The organism is Streptomyces sp. NBC_01549, from assembly GCF_026339955.1.
GTDB lineage: Bacteria > Actinomycetota > Actinomycetes > Streptomycetales > Streptomycetaceae > Streptomyces.
The window spans coordinates 1,256,593-1,275,185 of record NZ_JAPEPW010000001.1 but is presented as its reverse complement, the minus strand read 5'-3'; the positions used below and the strand labels follow the sequence as shown (position 1 = coordinate 1,275,185).

Annotated in this window: 15 protein-coding genes and 1 pseudogene; 6 read left to right on the top strand and 10 right to left on the bottom strand. The window is 69.1% G+C overall.

Annotated elements, in window-relative coordinates; genetic code table 11:
- The first annotated feature begins 60 nt into the window (after positions 1 to 60).
- From OG819_RS05320 to OG819_RS05310, 3 genes are all read left to right on the top strand, one after another.
- On the top strand, positions 61 to 606 hold the full coding sequence (locus tag OG819_RS05320) for a DUF6114 domain-containing protein (RefSeq protein ID WP_266652575.1): 546 nt from the start codon (positions 61 to 63) through the stop codon (positions 604 to 606).
- Entirely contained in the window at positions 596 to 1,870 is a 1,275-nt protein-coding gene (locus OG819_RS05315) for a hypothetical protein (protein ID WP_266648274.1), read from the top strand. Before OG819_RS05320 ends, OG819_RS05315 begins: the two co-directional genes overlap by 11 nt.
- 333 nt (positions 1,871 to 2,203) lie before the next feature.
- Complete coding sequence (locus OG819_RS05310) at positions 2,204 to 2,611, top strand: hypothetical protein (RefSeq protein WP_266648272.1); 408 nt, start codon at positions 2,204 to 2,206, stop codon at positions 2,609 to 2,611.
- A 72-nt stretch (positions 2,612 to 2,683) separates the two neighbouring features.
- On the opposite strand, the gene pyk is transcribed toward OG819_RS05310, so the two are convergent.
- From pyk to pta, 3 genes are all read right to left on the bottom strand, one after another.
- Positions 2,684 to 4,117: a pyruvate kinase gene (gene pyk, locus OG819_RS05305; RefSeq protein WP_266628732.1), complete on the bottom strand. Its 1,434-nt coding sequence runs from the start codon at positions 4,115 to 4,117 to the stop codon at positions 2,684 to 2,686.
- Positions 4,118 to 4,239: 122 nt separating this feature from the next.
- Positions 4,240 to 5,457: an acetate kinase gene (locus OG819_RS05300; RefSeq protein ID WP_323139383.1), complete on the bottom strand. Its 1,218-nt coding sequence runs from the start codon at positions 5,455 to 5,457 to the stop codon at positions 4,240 to 4,242.
- Between the two features lie 35 nt (positions 5,458 to 5,492).
- Complete coding sequence (gene pta / locus OG819_RS05295; protein WP_266648268.1) at positions 5,493 to 7,571, bottom strand: phosphate acetyltransferase; 2,079 nt, start codon at positions 7,569 to 7,571, stop codon at positions 5,493 to 5,495.
- A gap of 218 nt (positions 7,572 to 7,789) precedes the next feature.
- On the opposite strand from pta, the gene OG819_RS05290 reads away from it, so the two are divergent.
- Entirely contained in the window at positions 7,790 to 8,815 is a 1,026-nt protein-coding gene (locus tag OG819_RS05290; protein WP_266628738.1) for an ATP-dependent 6-phosphofructokinase, read from the top strand.
- Positions 8,816 to 8,841: 26 nt separating this feature from the next.
- Here the strand turns inward: OG819_RS05290 and OG819_RS05285 are convergent, their stop codons facing one another.
- Complete coding sequence (locus tag OG819_RS05285; protein ID WP_323138248.1) at positions 8,842 to 9,471, bottom strand: XRE family transcriptional regulator; 630 nt, start codon at positions 9,469 to 9,471, stop codon at positions 8,842 to 8,844.
- A gap of 253 nt (positions 9,472 to 9,724) precedes the next feature.
- On the opposite strand from OG819_RS05285, the gene OG819_RS05280 reads away from it, so the two are divergent.
- Positions 9,725 to 10,195 carry an N-acetyltransferase gene (locus OG819_RS05280; protein ID WP_266628740.1) on the top strand — a complete coding sequence of 157 codons (471 nt, stop codon included), beginning with the start codon at positions 9,725 to 9,727 and terminating at the stop codon, positions 10,193 to 10,195.
- Between the two features lie 159 nt (positions 10,196 to 10,354).
- On the opposite strand, the pseudogene OG819_RS05275 reads toward OG819_RS05280, so the two are convergent.
- From OG819_RS05275 to OG819_RS05255, 5 genes and pseudogenes are all read right to left on the bottom strand, one after another.
- Positions 10,355 to 11,193, bottom strand: a pseudogene (locus OG819_RS05275) (carbohydrate ABC transporter permease).
- Between the two features lies 1 nt (position 11,194).
- The gene (locus tag OG819_RS05270; protein ID WP_266648266.1) at positions 11,195 to 12,058 is read right to left on the bottom strand and encodes a carbohydrate ABC transporter permease; all 864 of its coding nucleotides are present in this window, start codon (positions 12,056 to 12,058) and stop codon (positions 11,195 to 11,197) included.
- Positions 12,055 to 13,425, bottom strand: a complete 1,371-nt coding sequence (locus OG819_RS05265) for an extracellular solute-binding protein (protein WP_266648264.1) — start codon at positions 13,423 to 13,425, stop codon at positions 12,055 to 12,057. The genes OG819_RS05270 and OG819_RS05265 overlap by 4 nt, the downstream gene beginning before the upstream one ends.
- Positions 13,426 to 13,625: 200 nt before the next feature.
- Complete coding sequence (locus OG819_RS05260; RefSeq protein ID WP_075028964.1) at positions 13,626 to 14,306, bottom strand: response regulator; 681 nt, start codon at positions 14,304 to 14,306, stop codon at positions 13,626 to 13,628.
- Entirely contained in the window at positions 14,303 to 16,036 is a 1,734-nt protein-coding gene (locus tag OG819_RS05255; RefSeq protein WP_266648259.1) for a sensor histidine kinase, read from the bottom strand. Before OG819_RS05255 ends, OG819_RS05260 begins: the two co-directional genes overlap by 4 nt.
- Positions 16,037 to 16,236: 200 nt before the next feature.
- Here OG819_RS05255 and OG819_RS05250 point away from each other — a divergent pair, with 200 nt between their 5' ends.
- The gene (locus tag OG819_RS05250; RefSeq protein ID WP_266648257.1) at positions 16,237 to 17,649 is read left to right on the top strand and encodes a cation:dicarboxylase symporter family transporter; all 1,413 of its coding nucleotides are present in this window, start codon (positions 16,237 to 16,239) and stop codon (positions 17,647 to 17,649) included.
- A 177-nt stretch (positions 17,650 to 17,826) separates the two neighbouring features.
- Here the strand turns inward: OG819_RS05250 and OG819_RS05245 are convergent, their stop codons facing one another.
- On the bottom strand, positions 17,827 to 18,444 hold the full coding sequence (locus tag OG819_RS05245) for a TetR/AcrR family transcriptional regulator (RefSeq protein ID WP_266431280.1): 618 nt from the start codon (positions 18,442 to 18,444) through the stop codon (positions 17,827 to 17,829).
- Between the last annotated feature and the right edge of the window lie 149 nt (positions 18,445 to 18,593).

Genomic DNA, 18,593 nt, shown 5'->3' with positions numbered 1-18,593 from the left:
CCACCCTTGCTGCAGTACGTGAACTTCTCACAGCAACGCCGTTCCAGGGAGCTGTTTTCCATGAGCGCCGAGTCGCCCGTTCAGGACGAGCACTATCTCCGAGTCTTTCGTCAGAACTTCCGGGTCTGGCGCGGCAACCGGCCGTTCTGGGCAGGACTCTTCGTCCTGCTCGGCGGTATTCCGATCATGTACTTCCCCTACGCGAACCTCCAGCTCGGCAACCTGACCCTGGCGATGTCGACCACCGCCGGTGCGGGTTCCTTGATCATCGGCGTGCTGCTCGTCGTGCTGGGTGTCAGCCTCTGGTTCCAGAAACATGTCCAGACCTTCGCCGGAGTCGCGGCGATCCTGCTGGCGCTGGTGTCTGTTCCCGTCTCGAACTTCGGTGGCTTCCTGATCGGCTTCCTGTTCTCCATGGTCGGTGGGGCCATGGCGGTCGCCTGGGCGCCGGGAAAGCCCGAGGCGGAGTCGGTCAAGACGGCGGCCGGGAACGGGGGCAACGCCCAGGGGATGGCAGCAGGGGGCACGGACGGGCTGGGCGAGCCGAACGATCTGTCAGGAACGAGCCCGGCGAACGGGTTGAACAGGAGGCACAGTGCCGGCTGACGAGGCGATCCACGGGACTGATGTGGACGAGTCCCGGGTGAGAACCGGGCCGCGCCACGCGGCCCCGAGGAAGCCGCTGTTCACCAGGTTCCACGTGCCCGCGGGCAAGGCCGTCGCCCTCGCGGCGATGCCGACCGCGGTCCTCATGGGGATGGGGTTCACGCCGACACTCGCGCAGGCCGACGACCACTCGTCCGCCAAGAGCCTGACGGCCGACGAGTACAAGAAGTGCGTCGAGGCCCTGGCCGACAAGGACACGTCGGCCAGCCCGACCTCCTCCGCGTCCGCCTACAAGCCGGAGTCGACCCCCTCGGCCAGTGCGTCGTCGTCGCCGGACAAGACCTCTTCGTCGGATTCAGGTTCCGACGACAAGGGCGGGTCCACGCCGACGCCGTCCGCGAGCAAGTCGGCGCAGAGCAGCGGTGGTGGCAGCACGGCGACGGCGACCCCGTCGGCGTCCGCGAGCAGCGGGGGCGACCTGCTGGGCACCATCGGCGACGCGATCACGGGCGTCTTGACCGGCGGCAGCGACTCCACCGCGAGTGCCACCGCCAGCCCCACGCCGTCGGCCTCCGCCTCGGCGAGCGCGACCAAGGACACCGGCGACAAGAGCACGTCCGGCACGGTCGCGGGCACGGTCAAGGACACCACCGACAAGGTCGCCGACACGGTCAAGGACACCGTGAAGGACACGACCTCCACCGCGACCAAGGCGGCCGAGGACACCACCAAGGCGGTCAAGGACGCGGCCGACGCGGCCACCTCGTCCCCGAGCTCCACCACGGACGCGTCGGACTGCCCGGTCGCCACGGACGATGAGGGCGGCCTCGACACCCCCGTGACCCTGCCCGACGACCCCTGGTACCTGAACGCGAGTTCGCTGCTGCTCAAGGGCGCTGACTACCAGGGCATCGTGAAGGTGAAGACCGCCAACGGCACGGTCAAGAAGGTCCTGAAGTACGTGATCTCGGACGGCACCGACATCGGCGATCTGCACCAGACGGTGAAGGACGAGCAGTCGGGCAAGACGTACCACGTGCAGGCGGGCAGCGGTACGACGTCCACGATCCGCGGCGGCAAGACGGTCATGTACACCGAGAGCATCTCGGGCAACCTGCTCGGCCTGATCCCGATCACGTTCAGCCCGGACAACCCGCCGCCGCTGAACATCCCGCTGATCTACTTCACCAAGGTGAAGGTCGTACAGGCCGGCCAGTTCGGCGGCACGCTGACGATACCCAGGCTGCACCAGTACATCGACTGAGCACCCCACAGGGCCCGTTCGGGAGCCGCACACAGGACTGTGGCCCGGTTCCTCCGCTCGCGCGGAGGGCCGGGCCACAGTCCTGAACGGACTCTTCGAACCTCCAGAGGACTCCTTTGAAAGTCGTTTACAACTTTCACATCTTCCTCATGGAGTGACTTTGCCGTGTGCATGACCAGCCGCGGCATGGGGGCGGCACCGGGGAAGCACGACCAGCGTGTGATGCGCGGGCGTGCGCGCGTGCGAGTCCCCGCTGACCTCATCAGCGAGGGACATCACTCCACGCCCAGGCCCGACTGGGCGCAGTGAGCCGAAGACAGGGAGAACACAGCGATGCCAGAGTTCGTGCGCGAGGGTCGGCTGTTCCGGGTGGTGAGCTTCGCCGCGTCACACCGTCAGCTCCTCCTGCGCAGCGACGCCACCCTGATCGACGGGACCGATACCCGGGTCGAGGTGTACTTCGGGCACGTGGAGCTGATGCTCCTCAAGCCCATCTACGAGAAGGGACTGCGCATCCGGCGGGCTTCCGAGACGGAGTTCGCGGAACTGCGGGAACGTCATGAACTGGCCGAAGGCGACGCCTCCTACACATGGATGATCGACCCGGCCGGCAGGAGTTTCGTCGTCTCGGGCGCTCCCTCCTGGCGTGAGGCGGCCCGCACGTTCGAGGATCCTTCCTTGTTCGACATCTCGCAGCCTTGGCCCCCGGACTTCCCGGTGGAGTCGGGCACCGTCGGCTGAGGACCCGACAGACGACTGAGGGCGCCCTCTGCCCGGCAGGAGGCGCCCTCAGTGGCGTACGGGGACCGCGGGTCAGGCGGTGCGGCTGCTCTCGCCCAGGTGGTGGATCCGGACCATGTTGGTGGTGCCGGGGACGCCGGGGGGCGAGCCGGCGGTCATCACGACGATGTCGCCGTCGTTGAAGCGCCGGAGCTTCTGGAGCTCGTGGTCGACGAGGTCGACCATCTCGTCGGTGCTGTTCACGAACGGCACGACGTGCGACTCGACGCCCCAGCTCAGCGCGAGCTGGTTGCGGGTGCCCTCGTCGGTGGTGAAGGCCAGGATCGGCTGGGCCGCGCGATAGCGGGAGAGCCGACGGGCGGTGTCACCCGACTTGGTGAAGGCGACCAGGCCCTTGCCGCCGAGGAAGTCGGCGATCTCGCAGGCGGCACGGGCGACCGAACCACCCTGCGTGCGCGGCTTCTTGCCCGGGACCAACGGCTGCAGCCCCTTGGAGAGGAGTTCCTCCTCCGCCGCCACGACGATCTTCGACATCGTCTTGACCGTCTCGATCGGGTACGCGCCCACGCTCGACTCGGCGGAGAGCATGACCGCGTCGGCGCCGTCGAGGATCGCGTTGGCCACGTCCGAAGCCTCGGCGCGGGTCGGGCGGGAGTTGGTGATCATCGACTCCATCATCTGGGTCGCGACGATCACCGGCTTGGCGTTGCGGCGGCACAGTTCCACGAGGCGCTTCTGCACCATCGGGACCTTCTCGAGCGGGTACTCGACGGCCAGGTCACCGCGGGCCACCATGACGGCGTCGAACGCCGCGACGACAGCCTCCATGTTCTCGACCGCCTGCGGCTTCTCCACCTTGGCGATGACGGGGACCCGGCGGCCCTCCTCGTCCATCACCTTGTGCACGTCGTTCACGTCGTTGGCGTCCCGCACGAAGGACAGGGCGACCATGTCGCAGCCCATCCGCAGGGCGAAGCGCAGGTCCTCGACGTCCTTCTCGGACAGCGCCGGCACGTTCACCGCCGTGCCGGGCAGGTTGATGCCCTTGTGGTCCGAGATCACACCGCCCTCGATGACGACCGTCTTGACCCGGGCACCGTCGACCTCGACGACCTTCAGCTCGACGTTGCCGTCGTTGATGAGGATCGGGTCGCCCTTGGAGACGTCACCGGGCAGGCCCTTGTAGGTCGTGCCGCAGATGTGCTTGTCGCCGGGGACGTCCTCGACGGTGATGGTGAACTCGTCACCGCGCACCAGCTCGACGGGTCCCTCGGCGAAGGTCTCCAGACGGATCTTCGGGCCCTGCAGGTCGGCGAGGACACCGACGGCCCTGCCGGTCTCGGCCGCGGCGGCCCGGACCCGGTCGTAGCGGCCCTGGTGCTCGGCCTGCGTGCCGTGGCTGAAGTTGAAGCGGGCCACGTTCATGCCGGCTTCGATCAGCGTGACGAGCTGCTCGTGGGAGTCGACCGCGGGGCCGAGAGTACAGACGATTTTCGAACGGCGCATAGGGCGATCCTATCGGTTTGTTTCGCTACGGAATATTCCGTCTGGCGGAAGATACAAAGGGGCGCGCTGCCGCTCAGGTGAGGTGGCACGGTGCCGCCCGTTCGAGGGGGGCGCGGTGCCGCTCAGATGAGGTCGTGGGACGCGCCCACGAGTGCGTAGGTCTGCGTGGCGATCTCCAGTTCCTCGTCGGTCGGCACCACGGCGACCGCGACCCGTGCGCCCTCGGGGGAGACGAGTCGGGGCCCGTCCCCTCGAGCCGCGTTCAGGTCGGCGTCGACCGCCAGGCCGAGTTCCTCCAGGCCGGCCACCGCGGCCTCGCGCACCGGGGCGGCGTTCTCGCCGACTCCGGCGGTGAAGGCGATCGCGTCCACCCGGCCCAGTACCGCGTAGTAGGCGCCGATGTACTTCTTCAGACGGTGGATGTAGATGTCGAAGGCGAGCCGCGCCTGCTCGTCACCCTCGTCGACACGGCGACGGATCTCCCGCATGTCGTTGTCGCCGCACAGGCCGATCAGGCCGCTCTTCTTGTTGAGCAAAGTGTCGATCTCGTCCGTGGACATCCCGCCAACACGCGTCAAATGGAAGATGACCGCGGGATCCACGTCGCCCGACCGCGTGCCCATGACCAGTCCCTCCAGCGGCGTGAGCCCCATGGAGGTGTCCACACAGAGGCCGCCCCGTACGGCGGCGGCGGAGGCGCCGTTGCCGAGGTGCAGCACGATGACGTTCACGTCCTGCGGCGCCTTGCCCAGGAGCTTCGCCGTCTCCCGGGACACAAACGCGTGCGAGGTGCCGTGGAACCCGTACCGCCGGATGCGGTGCACGTCGGCGGTCTTCACGTCGATCGCGTAGCGCGCCGCGGACTCCGGCATCGTCGTGTGGAAGGCGGTGTCGAAGACGGCGACCTGGGGGAGGTCGGGGCGCAGTGCCTGGGCGGTGCGGATGCCGGTCAGGTTCGCCGGGTTGTGCAGGGGGGCGACCGGGATCAGCCGCTCGATCTCGGTGAGCACGGTCTCGTCGACGACCGTGGGCTCGGTGAAGTGCTGTCCGCCGTGCACCACCCGGTGGCCGATCGCGGCCAGTTCGGGGGAGTCCAGGCCGAGGCCGTCCTTGGACAGCTCCTCGGCGACGGCCTTCAGGGCGGCGGCGTGGTCGGCGACGGGACCGATCGTCTCGCGGGTCTCGCCCGTGGTGAGCGCCGTGTGCTTCAGCCGGGAGGTGCCCTCGCCGATGCGCTCGACGAGGCCCATGGCGAGGCGGCTGCTGTCGCGCATGTCGAGCAGCTGGTACTTCACCGACGAGGAGCCGGAGTTGAGGACGAGGACGCGGGTGGCGGTCACTGCGGGGGTGCCTTCTGGGTAGCGGATGGTGGTGGTCATGCCCTGCTCGGAGTCTGGGCCTGGATCGCCGTGATCGCGACCGTGTTGACGATGTCCTGTACCAGCGCCCCGCGGGACAGGTCGTTGACGGGCTTGCGCAGGCCCTGCAGGACCGGCCCGACGGCGATCGCGCCGGCCGAGCGCTGTACGGCCTTGTAGGTGTTGTTGCCGGTGTTGAGGTCGGGGAAGATCAGCACGGAGGCCTGCCCGGCGACCTCGGAGTCCGGCAGCTTGGTCGCCGCGACGGTCGGCTCGACCGCGGCGTCGTACTGGATCGGCCCCTCGATCTTCAGGTCGTCGCGGCGCAGCCGCACCAGGCCGGTGGCCTCGCGCACCTTGTCGACATCGGCGCCCGACCCGGACGTGCCCGTCGAGTACGACAGCATCGCGATCCGGGGCTCGACGCCGAACTGTTCGGCGGTGGCGGCCGACTGGATGGCGATGTCGCAGAGCTGCTCGGCGTTCGGGTCGGGGTTCACGGCGCAGTCGCCGTACACCAGGACCTTGTCGGCCAGGCACATGAAGAAGACGGACGAGACGATCTTGGTGTCCGGCTTGGTCTTGATGATCTCGAAGGCGGGCCGGATGGTCGCGGCGGTGGAGTGCACGGAGCCGGAGACCATGCCGTCGGCGAGTCCCTCCTGCACCATCAGCGTCCCGAAGTAGTTCACGTCGGCGACGACGTCGTACGCCAGCTCGACGGTGACGCCCTTGTGGGCGCGCAGGACGGCGTACTTCTCGGCGAAGCGCTCGCGCAGCTCCGAGGTGGCCGGGTCGATCAACTGGCAGTCGCCCAGGTCGATGCCGAGGTCGGCGGCCTTCTTGCGGATCTGGTCGACCGGCCCGAGCAGCGTCAGGTCGCACACACCCCGGCGCAGCAGCACCTCCGCGGCGTGCAGGACTCGCGCCTCGGTGCCCTCGGGGAGCACGACGCGGCGCTTGTCGGAGCGGGCCTGTTCGAGGAGCTTGTGCTCGAACATCATCGGGGTGAGGCGGTCGCTGCTCGGCGCGGAGACGCGCCTGAGGAGGTCGTTGGTGTCGACGTGGCGTTCGAAGAGGCCGAGGGCGGTCTCCGCCTTGCGGGGGGTGGCGGCGTTCAACTTCCCCTCCAGGGAGAAGAGTTCGGCCGCGGTGGGGAAGGAGGTCCCGGCCACCGAGATCACCGGGGTGCCGGGGGCGAGGCGGGCGGCGAGGGTGAGGACCTCGTCGCTGGGCCGCTCGTTCAGGGTGAGCACCAGGCCGGCTATGGGCGGGGTGCCCGCGCTGTGCGCGGCGAGCGCGCCGACGACCAGGTCGGCGCGGTCGCCCGGGGTGACCACGAGACATCCCGGGGTCAGGGCGTTCAGGAAGTTGGGCAGCATCGCGCCGCCGAAGACGAAGTCGAGCGCGTCCCGGGCGAGGCCCGCTTCGTCGCCGAGGAGCACCGTGCCGCCGAGGGCCTGGGTGATCTGCGCGACGGTGGGCGCGGAGAGGGCGGGTTCGTCGGGCAGGACGTAGCAGGGGACGGGCAGACGGTGGTCGATCCGCTCGCTGATCGCGGCGCGGTCGGCCGGGGCCACCCGGTTCACGACCATGGCGAGGACGTCGCAGCCGAGACCGTCGTACGCCCGGTAGGCGTTGCGGGCCTCGGCGCGCACGGACTCGGCGGTCTGCCCGCGGCCGCCGACGACGGGGATCACGGAGGCGCCGAACTCGTTCGCGAGCCGGGCGTTCAGCGACAGCTCGTCCGGGAACTGGGTGTCGGCGAAGTCGGTGCCGAGGACGAGGACGACGTCGTAGTCGCGGGCGACGCGGTGGAACCGGTCGACGAGGGTGGAGACCAGCTCGTCCGCGCCCTGCTCGGCCTGGAGCGTGGACGCCTCGTGGTAGTCCATGCCGTACACGCTCGCCGGGTCCTGGGCCAGCCGGTAGCGGGCGCGCAGCAGCTCGAAGAGCCGGTCCGGGCCGTCGTGGACGAGCGGACGGAAGACGCCCACCCGGTCGACCTGGCGAGTCAGGAGTTCCATGACCCCCAGCTCGACGACCTGGCGGCCGTCGCCGCGGTCGATCCCGGTCACGTAGACACTGCGGGTCACGCGTGCTCTCCATCCGTTGCGGCGCTGGGTGGTTTCGGGGCTCGGAAAAATGGCCCACTGGGGTGAGCGGAACCCTCTTGACAATACCTCTGAGGGTAGCTAGGGCGCCCGCCAGGACAAACGTCCTGGTGGGGAGGAGGGAATCGTCGGCGCCCTTCGGCTCATGAAACAATCGGAACGGCTCACACGTACCAGCAGCGAGCAGGAGACACAGCACGATGCGTATCGGAGTTCTCACCGCAGGCGGCGACTGCCCGGGCCTGAACGCCGTGATCCGGTCGGTCGTGCACCGAGCGGTCACCAATTTCGGGGACGAGGTCATCGGCTTCGAGGACGGCTACGCGGGCCTGCTCGACGGCCGCTACCGCACCCTCGACCTCAACGCGGTCAGCGGCATCCTCGCCCTCGGCGGCACGATTCTCGGCTCCTCGCGACTGCAGCGCGACCGGCTCCGCGAGGCCTGCGAGAACGCGCAGGACATGGCCCGCGAGTTCGGCATCGACGTGCTGATCCCGATCGGCGGCGAGGGCACGCTGACGGCCGCCCGGATGCTGTCGGACGCGGGGCTGCCGGTGGTCGGCGTCCCGAAGACGATCGACAACGACATCTCGTCGACGGACCGGACCTTCGGTTTCGACACGGCGGTGGGCGTGGCCACGGAGGCCATGGACCGTCTGAAGACCACGGCCGAGTCCCACCAGCGCGTGATGGTCGTCGAGGTCATGGGCCGGCACGCGGGCTGGATCGCCCTGGAGTCAGGCATGGCGGCCGGCGCCCACGGCATCTGCCTGCCCGAGCGCCCCTTCGACCCGTCCGACGTGATGGCGATGGTCGAGGAGCGTTTCGCCCGCGGCAAGAAGTTCGCGGTCATCTGTGTCGCCGAGGGGGCCCACCCCGTCGAGGGCACCATGGACTACGGGCACGGAGCCATCGACCAGTTCGGCCACGAGCGCTTCCAGGGCATCGGCACGGCGCTGGCGTACGAGCTGGAGCGGCGCCTCGGCAAGGAGGCCAAGCCGGTCATTCTCGGCCATGTGCAGAGGGGCGGCACTCCGACCGCGTACGACCGGGTGCTCGCCACCCGCTTCGGCTGGCACGCGGTGGAGGCGGCGCACCGCGGTGACTTCGGGCGCATGACGGCGCTGCGGGGCACGGACGTGCTGATGGTGCCGCTGGCGGAGGCGGTCACGGAGCTGAAGACGGTACCGAAGGACCGTATGGACGAGGCGGAGTCGGTGTTCTAGGTCGTACGGACCCGGTGGGTACGGGCTCAGTACGTACTTCTCTGGAGCATGGCCCAGAACTGATCGACGATCCGGTCGAGGAAGTCGCGACCGGAGTCGTCGGCGTCGGCGGCGGTCGATCCGTCGCCCCAGCTGAGCGTGGCGACCATCTGCCCCTGGTACTCCGTGTGCATCTCCTGGAGGGCGTCCTCCAGGAGGCGCCGGTCCAGCGGGATCATCTTCCCGAGCGGACGGACGTACGCCTGCCAGCGCGTCGTCACCGCGCTGCGCAGCAGCTCGGCGAGCTTGTCGTCGCGTCCGGTGACGGTGACGAAGTCCCGCAACGACAGTTCGAGGGTGTCGGCGAGGACGACCGACTGGCGCTCGTTGCCGCGCCACTCGTCGGCCTCTTCCATCCGCTGGTAGGCGAGGAGTTCGAGGCCGACGGCCCGTGCGATGTCCTCCTGTGCCAGCCCGCGTGACACGCGGTGCTCGCGCAACGTTCGTGGCGCGCCGATGAGTTCAGCCGGTGAGCACCACAACACACTCGCGAGTGCCGTGAGTTCGGGTCCATTGGGGGTGGTCGTCCCTCTCTCCCAGGCGACGACGAGGTCGGGAGTGACGTACGGCAGCCCGTACGAGACTCTCATTCCGTAGGCGACGTGCTCGGGCCCCATGTCGAGGGCGGCCCGCAGTCTGCGGGCGGCCGGAGCGTTGAAGGGCGGGGTGGGCTGATGGGGCTGCGGTCGCTGCACGCGCACAAAATATGGGGCCGGGGCGATGGTGACTACGGTCTGTTCGGCCACAATTACGGATCGTACGAACATACGGTTCTGCCCTTGCCGCCCCTTCCCGTCGGACCCTCCCAGGGTTCCGGGGCGGGGCGCGACGCGTCGAAAATCGCTTGATCAGGTCACCTAGGGTGAAGATATGACGACCGCGCCACGCCTCGAGAAGATCACCCCCGGCAACTTCGACACCGCGATCGGGCTGAAGGTCCGCGCCGATCAGGAGCACTTGGTCGCGCCGGTCGTGAAGTCGCTGGCCGAGGCGTATGTGCATCCAGGCGTCGCCTGGCCCCGCCTCATCGTCGACGGTGACCGGACCGTCGGGTTCCTGATGGCCTTCTTCGACATCAGCTGGGACGGAAGCGAGGCGGGCACCGACCGCCGCTCCGGCCTGTGGCGTCTGAACATCGCGGCCGGGGAACAGGGCAGGGGATACGGCCGCTTCGCGGTCGAGTCGGTGGCCGCCGAGATCCGGCGCCGGGGTGGCACTCGTCTCACGGTCACCTGGCACCCCGGCGAGACCGGCCCGGAGGGCTTCTACCTCGGGCTGGGATTCAAGCTGACCGGAGAGACGAGCGGGGGGCAGACGGTGGGCGTGTTGGAGCTGGTCTAGGGCCTGTCCGGCGGATCAAGTCGCAGGGAGGCGACGGTGCCTCATCAGTACAGGTGGGCGTGCCAAGCCCCGCGTCCGCGGCATGATCCGCCGGACAGGCCCTAGGCGTTGGTGTGACGTCCGGGCCCGGCCCCCACCCGTTGACCGCCCGCCCGGCCCTCACCCCTTGACCGCCCCGCCCAGCGCGACCCCCCGCCCAGCCGCCTGGCCACCAGCACGTACAGCAGGATCACCGGCGTCGAGTAGATGACCGAGAACGCCGCCAGCTGCCCGTAGACCACCGTTCCCCGGTTTCCGAAGAAGTCGTTGATGCTCACGGACGCCGGCATCTGGTCCGGTGTCAGCAGCAGCATGAACGGGACGAAGAAGTTCCCCCACATCATCACGAACGAGAAGACCGTCACCACCGCCACCCCCGGCCCCATCAGGGGCAGCACGATCCGTAGCAGGGACTGGAGCGACGACGCCCCGTCCGTCCACGCCGCCTCCTCCAGTTCCTTCGGTACGCCGTCCATGAAGTTCTTCATCAGCCAGATGGCGAAGGGGAGTTGGGACGCGGCGAAGAAGAAGATCGTGCCCTGCGTGGTGTCGATGAGGTTCACGCGTACGAACAACGCGTACACCGGGACCATGATCGCCGTGATCGGCAGGCACGTCGCGAAGAGGATCGTCAGCAGGAAGGGGCGGTTCAGTCGCGAGCGGAACCGCGACAGCGGATACGCGGCCAGTGCCGCGCACACCACCGTGAGCAGTGTGCCGCCCCCGCACAGGATCAGGCTGTTGAGCAGCGGTGTGTAGGTGATGTCCGGTGTCAGGACCGCGTCGAAGTTGTCCAGCGTGAGGCCGTCCGGGACCTTCACATCGAGGCCCGCGTGCGGGTCGAGGGCCGACAGGACCACCCAGGCCAGGGGGAGGGCGAAGGCGGCGGCCACCACCAGCAGGCCCGCGTCGGCGGCGAGGCGGTGGGCGGTGCGGCGGGAGCCGAGCGTGCGTGGCATCTCAGACCTCCGTCCGCAGCAGCCGCATGTACACCAACGAGAACAGCGAGCCGACCACCAGCAGGAGCAGCGCCACCGCCGTGCCGTATCCGATCATGCTCTTCTGGAAGGCCTGCTCGTACATGAAGAGCGGGAGCGTCTGGCTCCTGTTTCCCGGGCCGCCCCTCGTCATCACCCAGATCAGCCCGAACACCGACAGCGTCTGCAGGGTGTTGAGCATCAGGTTCGTGCCGATCGAGCGGCGGATCATCGGCAGCGTGATGTGCCACATGCGGCGCCAGCCACCCGCTCCGTCCGCCTCCGCCGCCTCGGTGATCTCCTTCGGTATCTCGTTCAGGGCCGCCGAGTACACCAGCATGGAGAAGGCCGTCCCCCGCCAGACGTTCGCGAACGACACCGCCAGGATCGGCAGCGTGAACAGCCAGTTCTGGGTGGGGAGGTGGAGCTGTTCCAGGATCGCGTTCAGGGTGCCCTCCCGTCGGAAGAACGCGTACAGCAGGAACCCCGCCACCACCTCCGGCAGCACCCACGCCGTGATCACGATCCCGCCCACGACCGTCCGCACCGGCTTCGACGCCCGCTGCATCAGTGCGGCCAGCGCCAGGCCGAGTGTGTTCTGGCCGACGAGTGACGACAGGACCGTGAACACCAGCGTCAGCCAGACCGCGTTCAGGAACGCGTCGTCCTTGAACGCCGCCCGGAAGTTGTCGAAGCCGACGAACGACGAGTGGGCCTGGCCGGTGAGCTGGAGGTCGGTGAAGGCGATGTACGCGCAGTACGCGATCGGGCCCGCCAGGAACAGGAGCAGGAGGGCCACGGCGGGGGTGACGGGGAGGGCGCGGACCAGGGTGCGGCGCAGTCTCACTTCCTGATCACCTGGTTGTCGGTGACCGTCTTCAGCTCCTCGTCATAGCCGCCGGCCGCCTTGTCCACCGAGCTGTCACCCGTCGTCACGCCCTCCATCGCCTCCTGGATGGCCGTCGAGACCTTGGGATAGGCCGGGTAGGCGGGGCGGTAGTGCGTGCTGGCGACCAGGTCCGTGAAGAACTTGATGCCGGGCTGCGCCTTCACGTACCCGGGGTCGGAGGCCACGTCCTTGCGTACCGCGATGCCGGAGTTGGCGATGTACCACTTCTGCGCGTTCGCCTTGGTCTGCATCGTCTCGATGAACTTGAAGGCGAGGTCGGGGTTGGACGCCTTGGCGGGGATCGACCAGGTCCAGCCGCCGGACATGCTCACCTTGCCGGGGGCCTGGCCGGATTGCGTCGGCATGTACGCGAGGCCGAGTTTCTGCGACCACTCGGGCCACTCGTGTCCCGCGCCCTTCAGCCAGTCCTGCGGCAGCCAGCTGCCGTCCAGGTTGATGCCGAGCTTGCCCTCGGGCATCAGTTCGCCGCGGACGGTCGTGGGGAAGTTCGGGTCGAGGGCGTCCGAGACGTCGGGGCCCAGCTTCTCCTTGTAGACCGTGTGCACGAAGGTGAGCGCGTCCTTGAAGGCCTGGCTGCCCGCGATCCACTTCTTCGACGCCGTGTCGTACAGGGGGTCCGACGTTGCGTCCCCCGTCCCGTACAGCAGCATCTCGAAGCCCTGCATGGTGGCCGCCTCGCCCGCCGGCTTGCCCGTGTAGACGTTGAGCGGGGTGACGCCGGGGACCTTCGCCTTGATGGCGCGTGCGGCGGCCAGCACGTCGTCCCACGTCTTCGGCTGCCAGTCGGCGGGCAGGCCCGCCTTCTTGAAGATGCCCTTGTCGAACCAGAGGCCCCGGGTGTCCGTGCCGTCCGGGACGCCGTACGTCTTCCCGTCCTGCGCCTTCGCGGCCGACTTCGCCGTGTCGATGAACTGGTTCCAGTCCGGCCACTTGTCGAGGTAGGGGTCGAGGGGCTTCAAGTACCCGCTCGTGATGTCCGAGTTGATGAGGAAGGTGTCCTCGTAGACCAGGTCGGGGGCCGTCTTGGGGGATCGCAGCATCTGCTGGAGCTTGGTGTAGTACTCGGAGTCCGGGGCCTTGATCGGGACGAGTTCGACCTTCTTGCCGGGGTTGGCCTTCTCGAAATCCTTCTTCATCTCCCCCAAGTAGGTGTCCATGACGCGGATCGAGTTGTCCGTGGACTGCTTGAAGGAGATCTTCACGGTGTCCGGATCGCTTCCGGAGCCCGATCCGCAGGCGCTGAGCGCGGTCGCGGTGAGGAGAGTGGCGAGGAGAAGCGGGGCGGCGGTGGGGCGCACGGGCACGACCTCCTACTGGCCGACGTCATCGGTGGCCGAGTTGTCTGCCCGGTGAACGTAAGAGCGTGGACTAGTCCACGTCAATGACCTTGCAGCGGCTCATGACCTTGCGGCGGCTCACGGAGACGGGGCCGCGTGTGATGTTTCAGGGGGACATGAGTCGCACCGGGTCGCATGTCCTGCCGGACGGCCGGCGCCCCGCGCGATCAGCCCTTGACCCACCGGTACTGCAACTCCGGCCGCCCCACCTGCCCGTACTGCGGAGCGCGCGCCGCGCGTCCCGCCTCCACCAGGTGTTCCAGATAGCGCCGGGCGGTGATCCGGGAGATACCGACCGACTCCGCGACGCCGGCCGCCGTCAGGCCCTCGGCGCTGTCCCGCAGCGTCCGGGTGACCCGCTCCAGCGTCGGTGCGCTGAGGCCCTTGGGGAGGGCGGCCGGGCTCGGGGCGCGGAGGGTGGCCAGGGCACGGTCCACCTCGTCCTGGCCGCTCGCCTCGCCCACCGCCGCGTGGAACTCGGCGTACCGGACGAGGCGGTCGCGCAGGGTGGCGAAGGTGAAGGGTTTCAGGACGTACTGGACGACTCCGAGCGAGACCCCTTCCCGTACGACCGCGAGGTCCCGCGCGGACGTCACCGCTATCACGTCCGCGTGATAGCCGGCGGCGCGCAGGGAGCGGGCGAGCTGCAGTCCGTGCACGTCCGGCAGATGCAGGTCGAGCAGCAGCAGGTCCACCGGCGTACGGTCCAGCGCGCGGCGCGCCTCCGCGCCCGTGTGCGCCTTGCCGACCGCCGTGAAGCCCGGCACCCGGCCCACGTACATGACGTGCGCGTCGGCGGCGACCGGGTCGTCCTCGACGACGAGTACGCGGATGGGGTCGGCGGTCATACGTCGCCTCCAGGCAAGGCGTGCTGGGCGGACTCGGGCTCGGCTGCGGCCCCTTCGGTGGTGGCCCCTTCGGCGGTGGCCGGGGCCCGTCCTTCGGCGGCCCCGGGCGCGGGTTCGTCAGGGGCGCCCGAGGCCACCGTAGGCAACGGCAGCCGCACCTCGAACTCCGCCCCGCCCCCGTGCGCCTCCGCCACCGTCAGCGTGCCCTCGTGACGGCTCACGGCCTGCCGTACGAGGGCCAGCCCGAGCCCCCGGCCGCCGGGTCCCGCCGGTTTGGTGGACCAGCCGCGCTGGAAGACCGCCTCCGTGTGGGCGGGGTCGACGCCCGCGCCCGTGTCGGCGACCCGCAGGACCAGGCCGGAGTCGTCCGTGAAGGCCGTGACGGTCACCCGTGCCCCCACCGTCCCCTGCGCCGCGTCCATCGCGTTGTCGATCAGATTGCCCAGCACGGTCACCAGGTCACGGGCCGGCAGGCCGGTCTGCAGCAGCCCGTCGTCGATACCGCTCTCCTCCGACACCACCAGTTCCACGCCCCGCTCGTTCGCCTGGGCCGCCTTGCCCAGCAGCAGGGCGGCGAGGACCGGCTCGCTGACCGCCGAGATCACCTCGTCCGTGAGCGTCTGGGCCAGTTCGAGCTCGGCGGTGGCGAATTCGACGGCCTCCTCGGCGCGCCCCAGCTCGATCAGCGAGACCACCGTGTGCAGCCGGTTCGCGGCCTCGTGCGCCTGAGAGCGCAGCGCCTGGGTGAAGCCGCGCTCGGAGTTCAACTCACCCATCAGGGACTGGAGCTCGGTCACGTCGCGCAGGGTGACCACCGTGCCGCGCCGCTCGCCGCCGGACACCGGGGAGGTGTTCACGACCAGCACGCGCGACGCCGTCAGATGCACCTCGTCCACCCGCGGCTCCGCCGACAGCAGGGCGCCCGTGAGCGGTGCGGGCAGCCCGAGCTCGGCCACGGAATGTCCGACGACCTCGTCCGTCACCCCCAGCAGCTCCCGCCCGCCGTCGTTCATCAGCGCCACCCTGTACTGTCCGTCCAGCATCAGCAGCCCCTCGCGCACGGCGTGCAACGCGGCCTGGTGATAGTCGTGCATCCGGCTCAGCTCGGCCGCGTTCAGGCCGTGCGTGGAGCGGCGCAGCCGGGCGTTGATGACGTACGTGCCGATACCGCCGAGCACGAGAGCGCTGCCCGCGACGCCGACGAGGGCGGTCACCTGCTCCTGTACGCGCTGGGTGATCGCCTCGACCTTGATGCCCGCGCTGACGAGCCCGACGATGTGGCCGTTGTCCAGGACCGGGGTGACGGCACGGACCGACGCCCCGAGGCTGCCCGTGTACGTCTCCGTGAAGGACTTGCCGTGCAGGGCGGGCCCGATGTGCCCGAGGAAGTGCTTGCCGATCAGCGTCTCGTCCGGGTGGGTCCAGCGGATGCCCTGCGGGTTCATGATCGTCACGAAGTCCACGCCGGTGTCCCGCTGCACCTGGAGCGCGTACGGCTGGAGATCCTTGGTGGGGTTCGTGGTGCGGATGGCGTCGCGGACGGAGGGCGCGTCGGCTATCGAACGGGCCACGGCCATGGCCTGGCGGCCCGCCGCGTCCTCGGCCTGGCTGCGGTCGCTGACGTAGCTGAACAGTGCGTAACCGGCGACGAGCACCGCGATCAGCACGGCCTGCATGGCGAAGAGCTGGCCGGCCAGGCTGCGGGGTCGCGGGACGTGGGGGAAGCGCATGTCGTTCAGTCTGCCTCTCCTTATAAGCATGAACTAAATGAACGGAAGGGTGACCGCCCTCACACGGCGGGAGATAGTCACCGCATCCCCCGGAGTGAGCCGCACACCGGGATCCCCCGAGTGAGCCGCACCCCGGGACTGCCCGGAGAGAGCCGCGCACCGGGTTCCGCCGGACGTGAGCCGCACGCCGGATGATGCCGATGACGTCGTCAAGGAGGGCAGCCGTGGCCAGCACCCAAACGGCACCTGCCGCACCCGCCGCCAAGCGGGACCGCACCCACTATCTGTACATCGCGGTGATCATCGCGGTTGCGCTCGGCATCGCCGTCGGGTTCGCCGCGCCGGACTTCGCCAAGGAGCTCAAGCCGATCGGCACCGGCTTCGTGAGCCTCATCAAGATGATGATCTCCCCGATCATCTTCTGCACGATCGTGCTCGGCGTCGGCTCGGTACGCAAGGCCGCCAAGGTCGGCAAGGTCGGCGGTCTCGCGCTCGGCTACTTCATCTGTATGTCCTTCGTGGCGCTGGCCATCGGCCTGGTCGTCGGCAACATCATCCACCCCGGCAGCGGGATGCACCTGACCGAGGCCGTGAAGGGCGTCGGACACACGCAGGCCGAGGCCGCCGCCGAGGGCCCCGTCGATTTCATCCTCGGGATCATCCCGACCACCTTCGTCTCGGCCTTCACCGAGGGCCAGGTGCTCCAGACCCTGCTGATCGCCCTCCTCACGGGCTTCGCGCTGCAGGCCATGGGCCGTGCGGGCCAGCCGGTGCTGAAGGGTGTCGAGCACATCCAGAAGCTGGTCTTCCGCATCCTCGGCATGATCATGTGGGCCGCGCCCGTCGGCGCCTTCGGGGCCATGGCCGCCGTGATCGGCGAGACCGGTATGGACGCGCTGAAGGCGCTGGGCACGATCATGCTCGGCTTCTACATCACCTGTGCGCTCTTCATCTTTATCGTGCTCGGCACGCTGACGAAGCTCGTCGCCAAGGTCAGCCTCTTCCAGCTGCTGAAGTACCTCGGCCGGGAGTTCCTGCTGATCGTCTCCACCTCGTCGTCCGAGTCCGCGCTGCCGCGGCTCATCGCCAAGATGGAGCACCTGGGTGTCAGCCGCCCGGTCGTCGGCATCACCGTGCCGACCGGCTACTCCTTCAACCTCGACGGCACGATGATCTACCTGACCATGGCCTCGCTGTTCATCGCCGACGCGATGGACCAGCCGATGAGCATCGGTCAGCAGATCGGCCTGCTGCTCTTCATGATGGTCGCCTCGAAGGGCGCGGCGGGTGTCTCCGGCTCCGGTATCGCCGTCCTGGCCAGTGGTCTGCAGTCGCACAAGCCCGCGCTGGTCGACGGTGTCGGTCTGATCATCGGCATCGACCGGTTCATGAGCGAGGCGCGTGCGGTCACCAACTTCGCGGGCAACGCCGTCGCCACGCTGCTCATCGGTACGTGGACCGGTGAGGTCGACAAGGAGCGGGTGAACCGGGTGCTCGCCGGTGAGCTGCCGTTCGACGAGACGACTCTGCTGGACAACGCCGAGGACGACGGCACCGACGGCGTCGCGGACGTGCCGGAGCAGGGCGGCGAGAAGGAGCTGGCCAAGGCGTAAGAGCTCCGCTGAAGAGGGGCTGCGGGTCGTTCGGAGGCCGCGTGTGGATCGTGGCTGGTCGCGCAGTTCCTCGCGCCCCTTCGGGGCGCCCCAAGCCGCCGGGCGGCCAGGTTCTCCCCCCGTAGACCTGGCCGCCCGGTGTGGTGCCGCAGAAGTTCGAAGAGGAACCTCAACAGCTCAATCGCTCAGCTTGGTCACCAGTTCGGTGGCTCTGGAGGCGGGTACGCCCGCCGCGGTCAGCATGGTGATCGCGGCGGAGCGGCCCGCCTCTTGCGGTGCCAGCAGTCCGTCGTTCACCGCCTCCATGAGGGCGAACAGCATCTGCTCGTGCACGTACGCCAGTGCGGGCGCCGGCAGCGCGGACTCGAACACGCCCTCGTCGAGGCCGCGCCGCAGCAGCTCCGCGCAGGCCTCGCGCACCGGCGTGAGCCGCTCGCGGATGCCCTGCACCGTGACGCTGCGCTGGGCGAGGGCGACCAGCAGCCGGTAGCGGTCGGCGATCTCCCAGACGGCGAGCGTCGAGCGGATCAGCGATTCCGCGGGGTCCCGGCCGCTCTCCCGGCCCGCCGCGTGCGCCGCGGCCACCGCCTCCACCGCGCCGTCGGTCAAGGTGCTGATCAGTACCTCGCGGCTCGGGAAGTGCCCGTACACCGTGCGCCGTACGACGCCGGCGGCCCGTGCGATCTGATCCATGGACGCGTCGGGGTCGCGCAGCAGCTCGGCGAGCGCGACGTCGAGGATGCGGCGGCGGTTCGCATCCGCGCGGCTGGCACTACCCGTGGTCATGGCTGCCATTCTGCACGCCCCCGGGTCCGTGCGAGGCGCTCGCCCGTGCCCTCCATAACGGCTCCACCTCCTTCATTTGCACAGCATTGCGCATCGAAGTAGATTGCACATTGCTGTGCAGTTGCACGTCGGTGTGCAAGAGGGATGAACCGGTGTGC

Coding starts and splice junctions, on each gene's coding strand:
- OG819_RS05280 (WP_266628740.1), top strand. CDS start 9,725: ATGACGACCGCGCCACGCCTCGAGAAGATCACCCCCGGCAACTTCGAC.
- OG819_RS05255 (WP_266648259.1), bottom strand. CDS start 16,036: ATGCGCTTCCCCCACGTCCCGCGACCCCGCAGCCTGGCCGGCCAGCTC.
- OG819_RS05245 (WP_266431280.1), bottom strand. CDS start 18,444: ATGGCAGCCATGACCACGGGTAGTGCCAGCCGCGCGGATGCGAACCGC.
- OG819_RS05320 (WP_266652575.1), top strand. CDS start 61: ATGAGCGCCGAGTCGCCCGTTCAGGACGAGCACTATCTCCGAGTCTTT.
- pyk (WP_266628732.1), bottom strand. CDS start 4,117: ATGCGCCGTTCGAAAATCGTCTGTACTCTCGGCCCCGCGGTCGACTCC.
- OG819_RS05290 (WP_266628738.1), top strand. CDS start 7,790: ATGCGTATCGGAGTTCTCACCGCAGGCGGCGACTGCCCGGGCCTGAAC.
- OG819_RS05310 (WP_266648272.1), top strand. CDS start 2,204: ATGCCAGAGTTCGTGCGCGAGGGTCGGCTGTTCCGGGTGGTGAGCTTC.
- OG819_RS05285 (WP_323138248.1), bottom strand. CDS start 9,471: ATGGGGCCCGAGCACGTCGCCTACGGAATGAGAGTCTCGTACGGGCTG.
- OG819_RS05260 (WP_075028964.1), bottom strand. CDS start 14,306: ATGACCGCCGACCCCATCCGCGTACTCGTCGTCGAGGACGACCCGGTC.
- OG819_RS05250 (WP_266648257.1), top strand. CDS start 16,237: ATGACGTCGTCAAGGAGGGCAGCCGTGGCCAGCACCCAAACGGCACCT.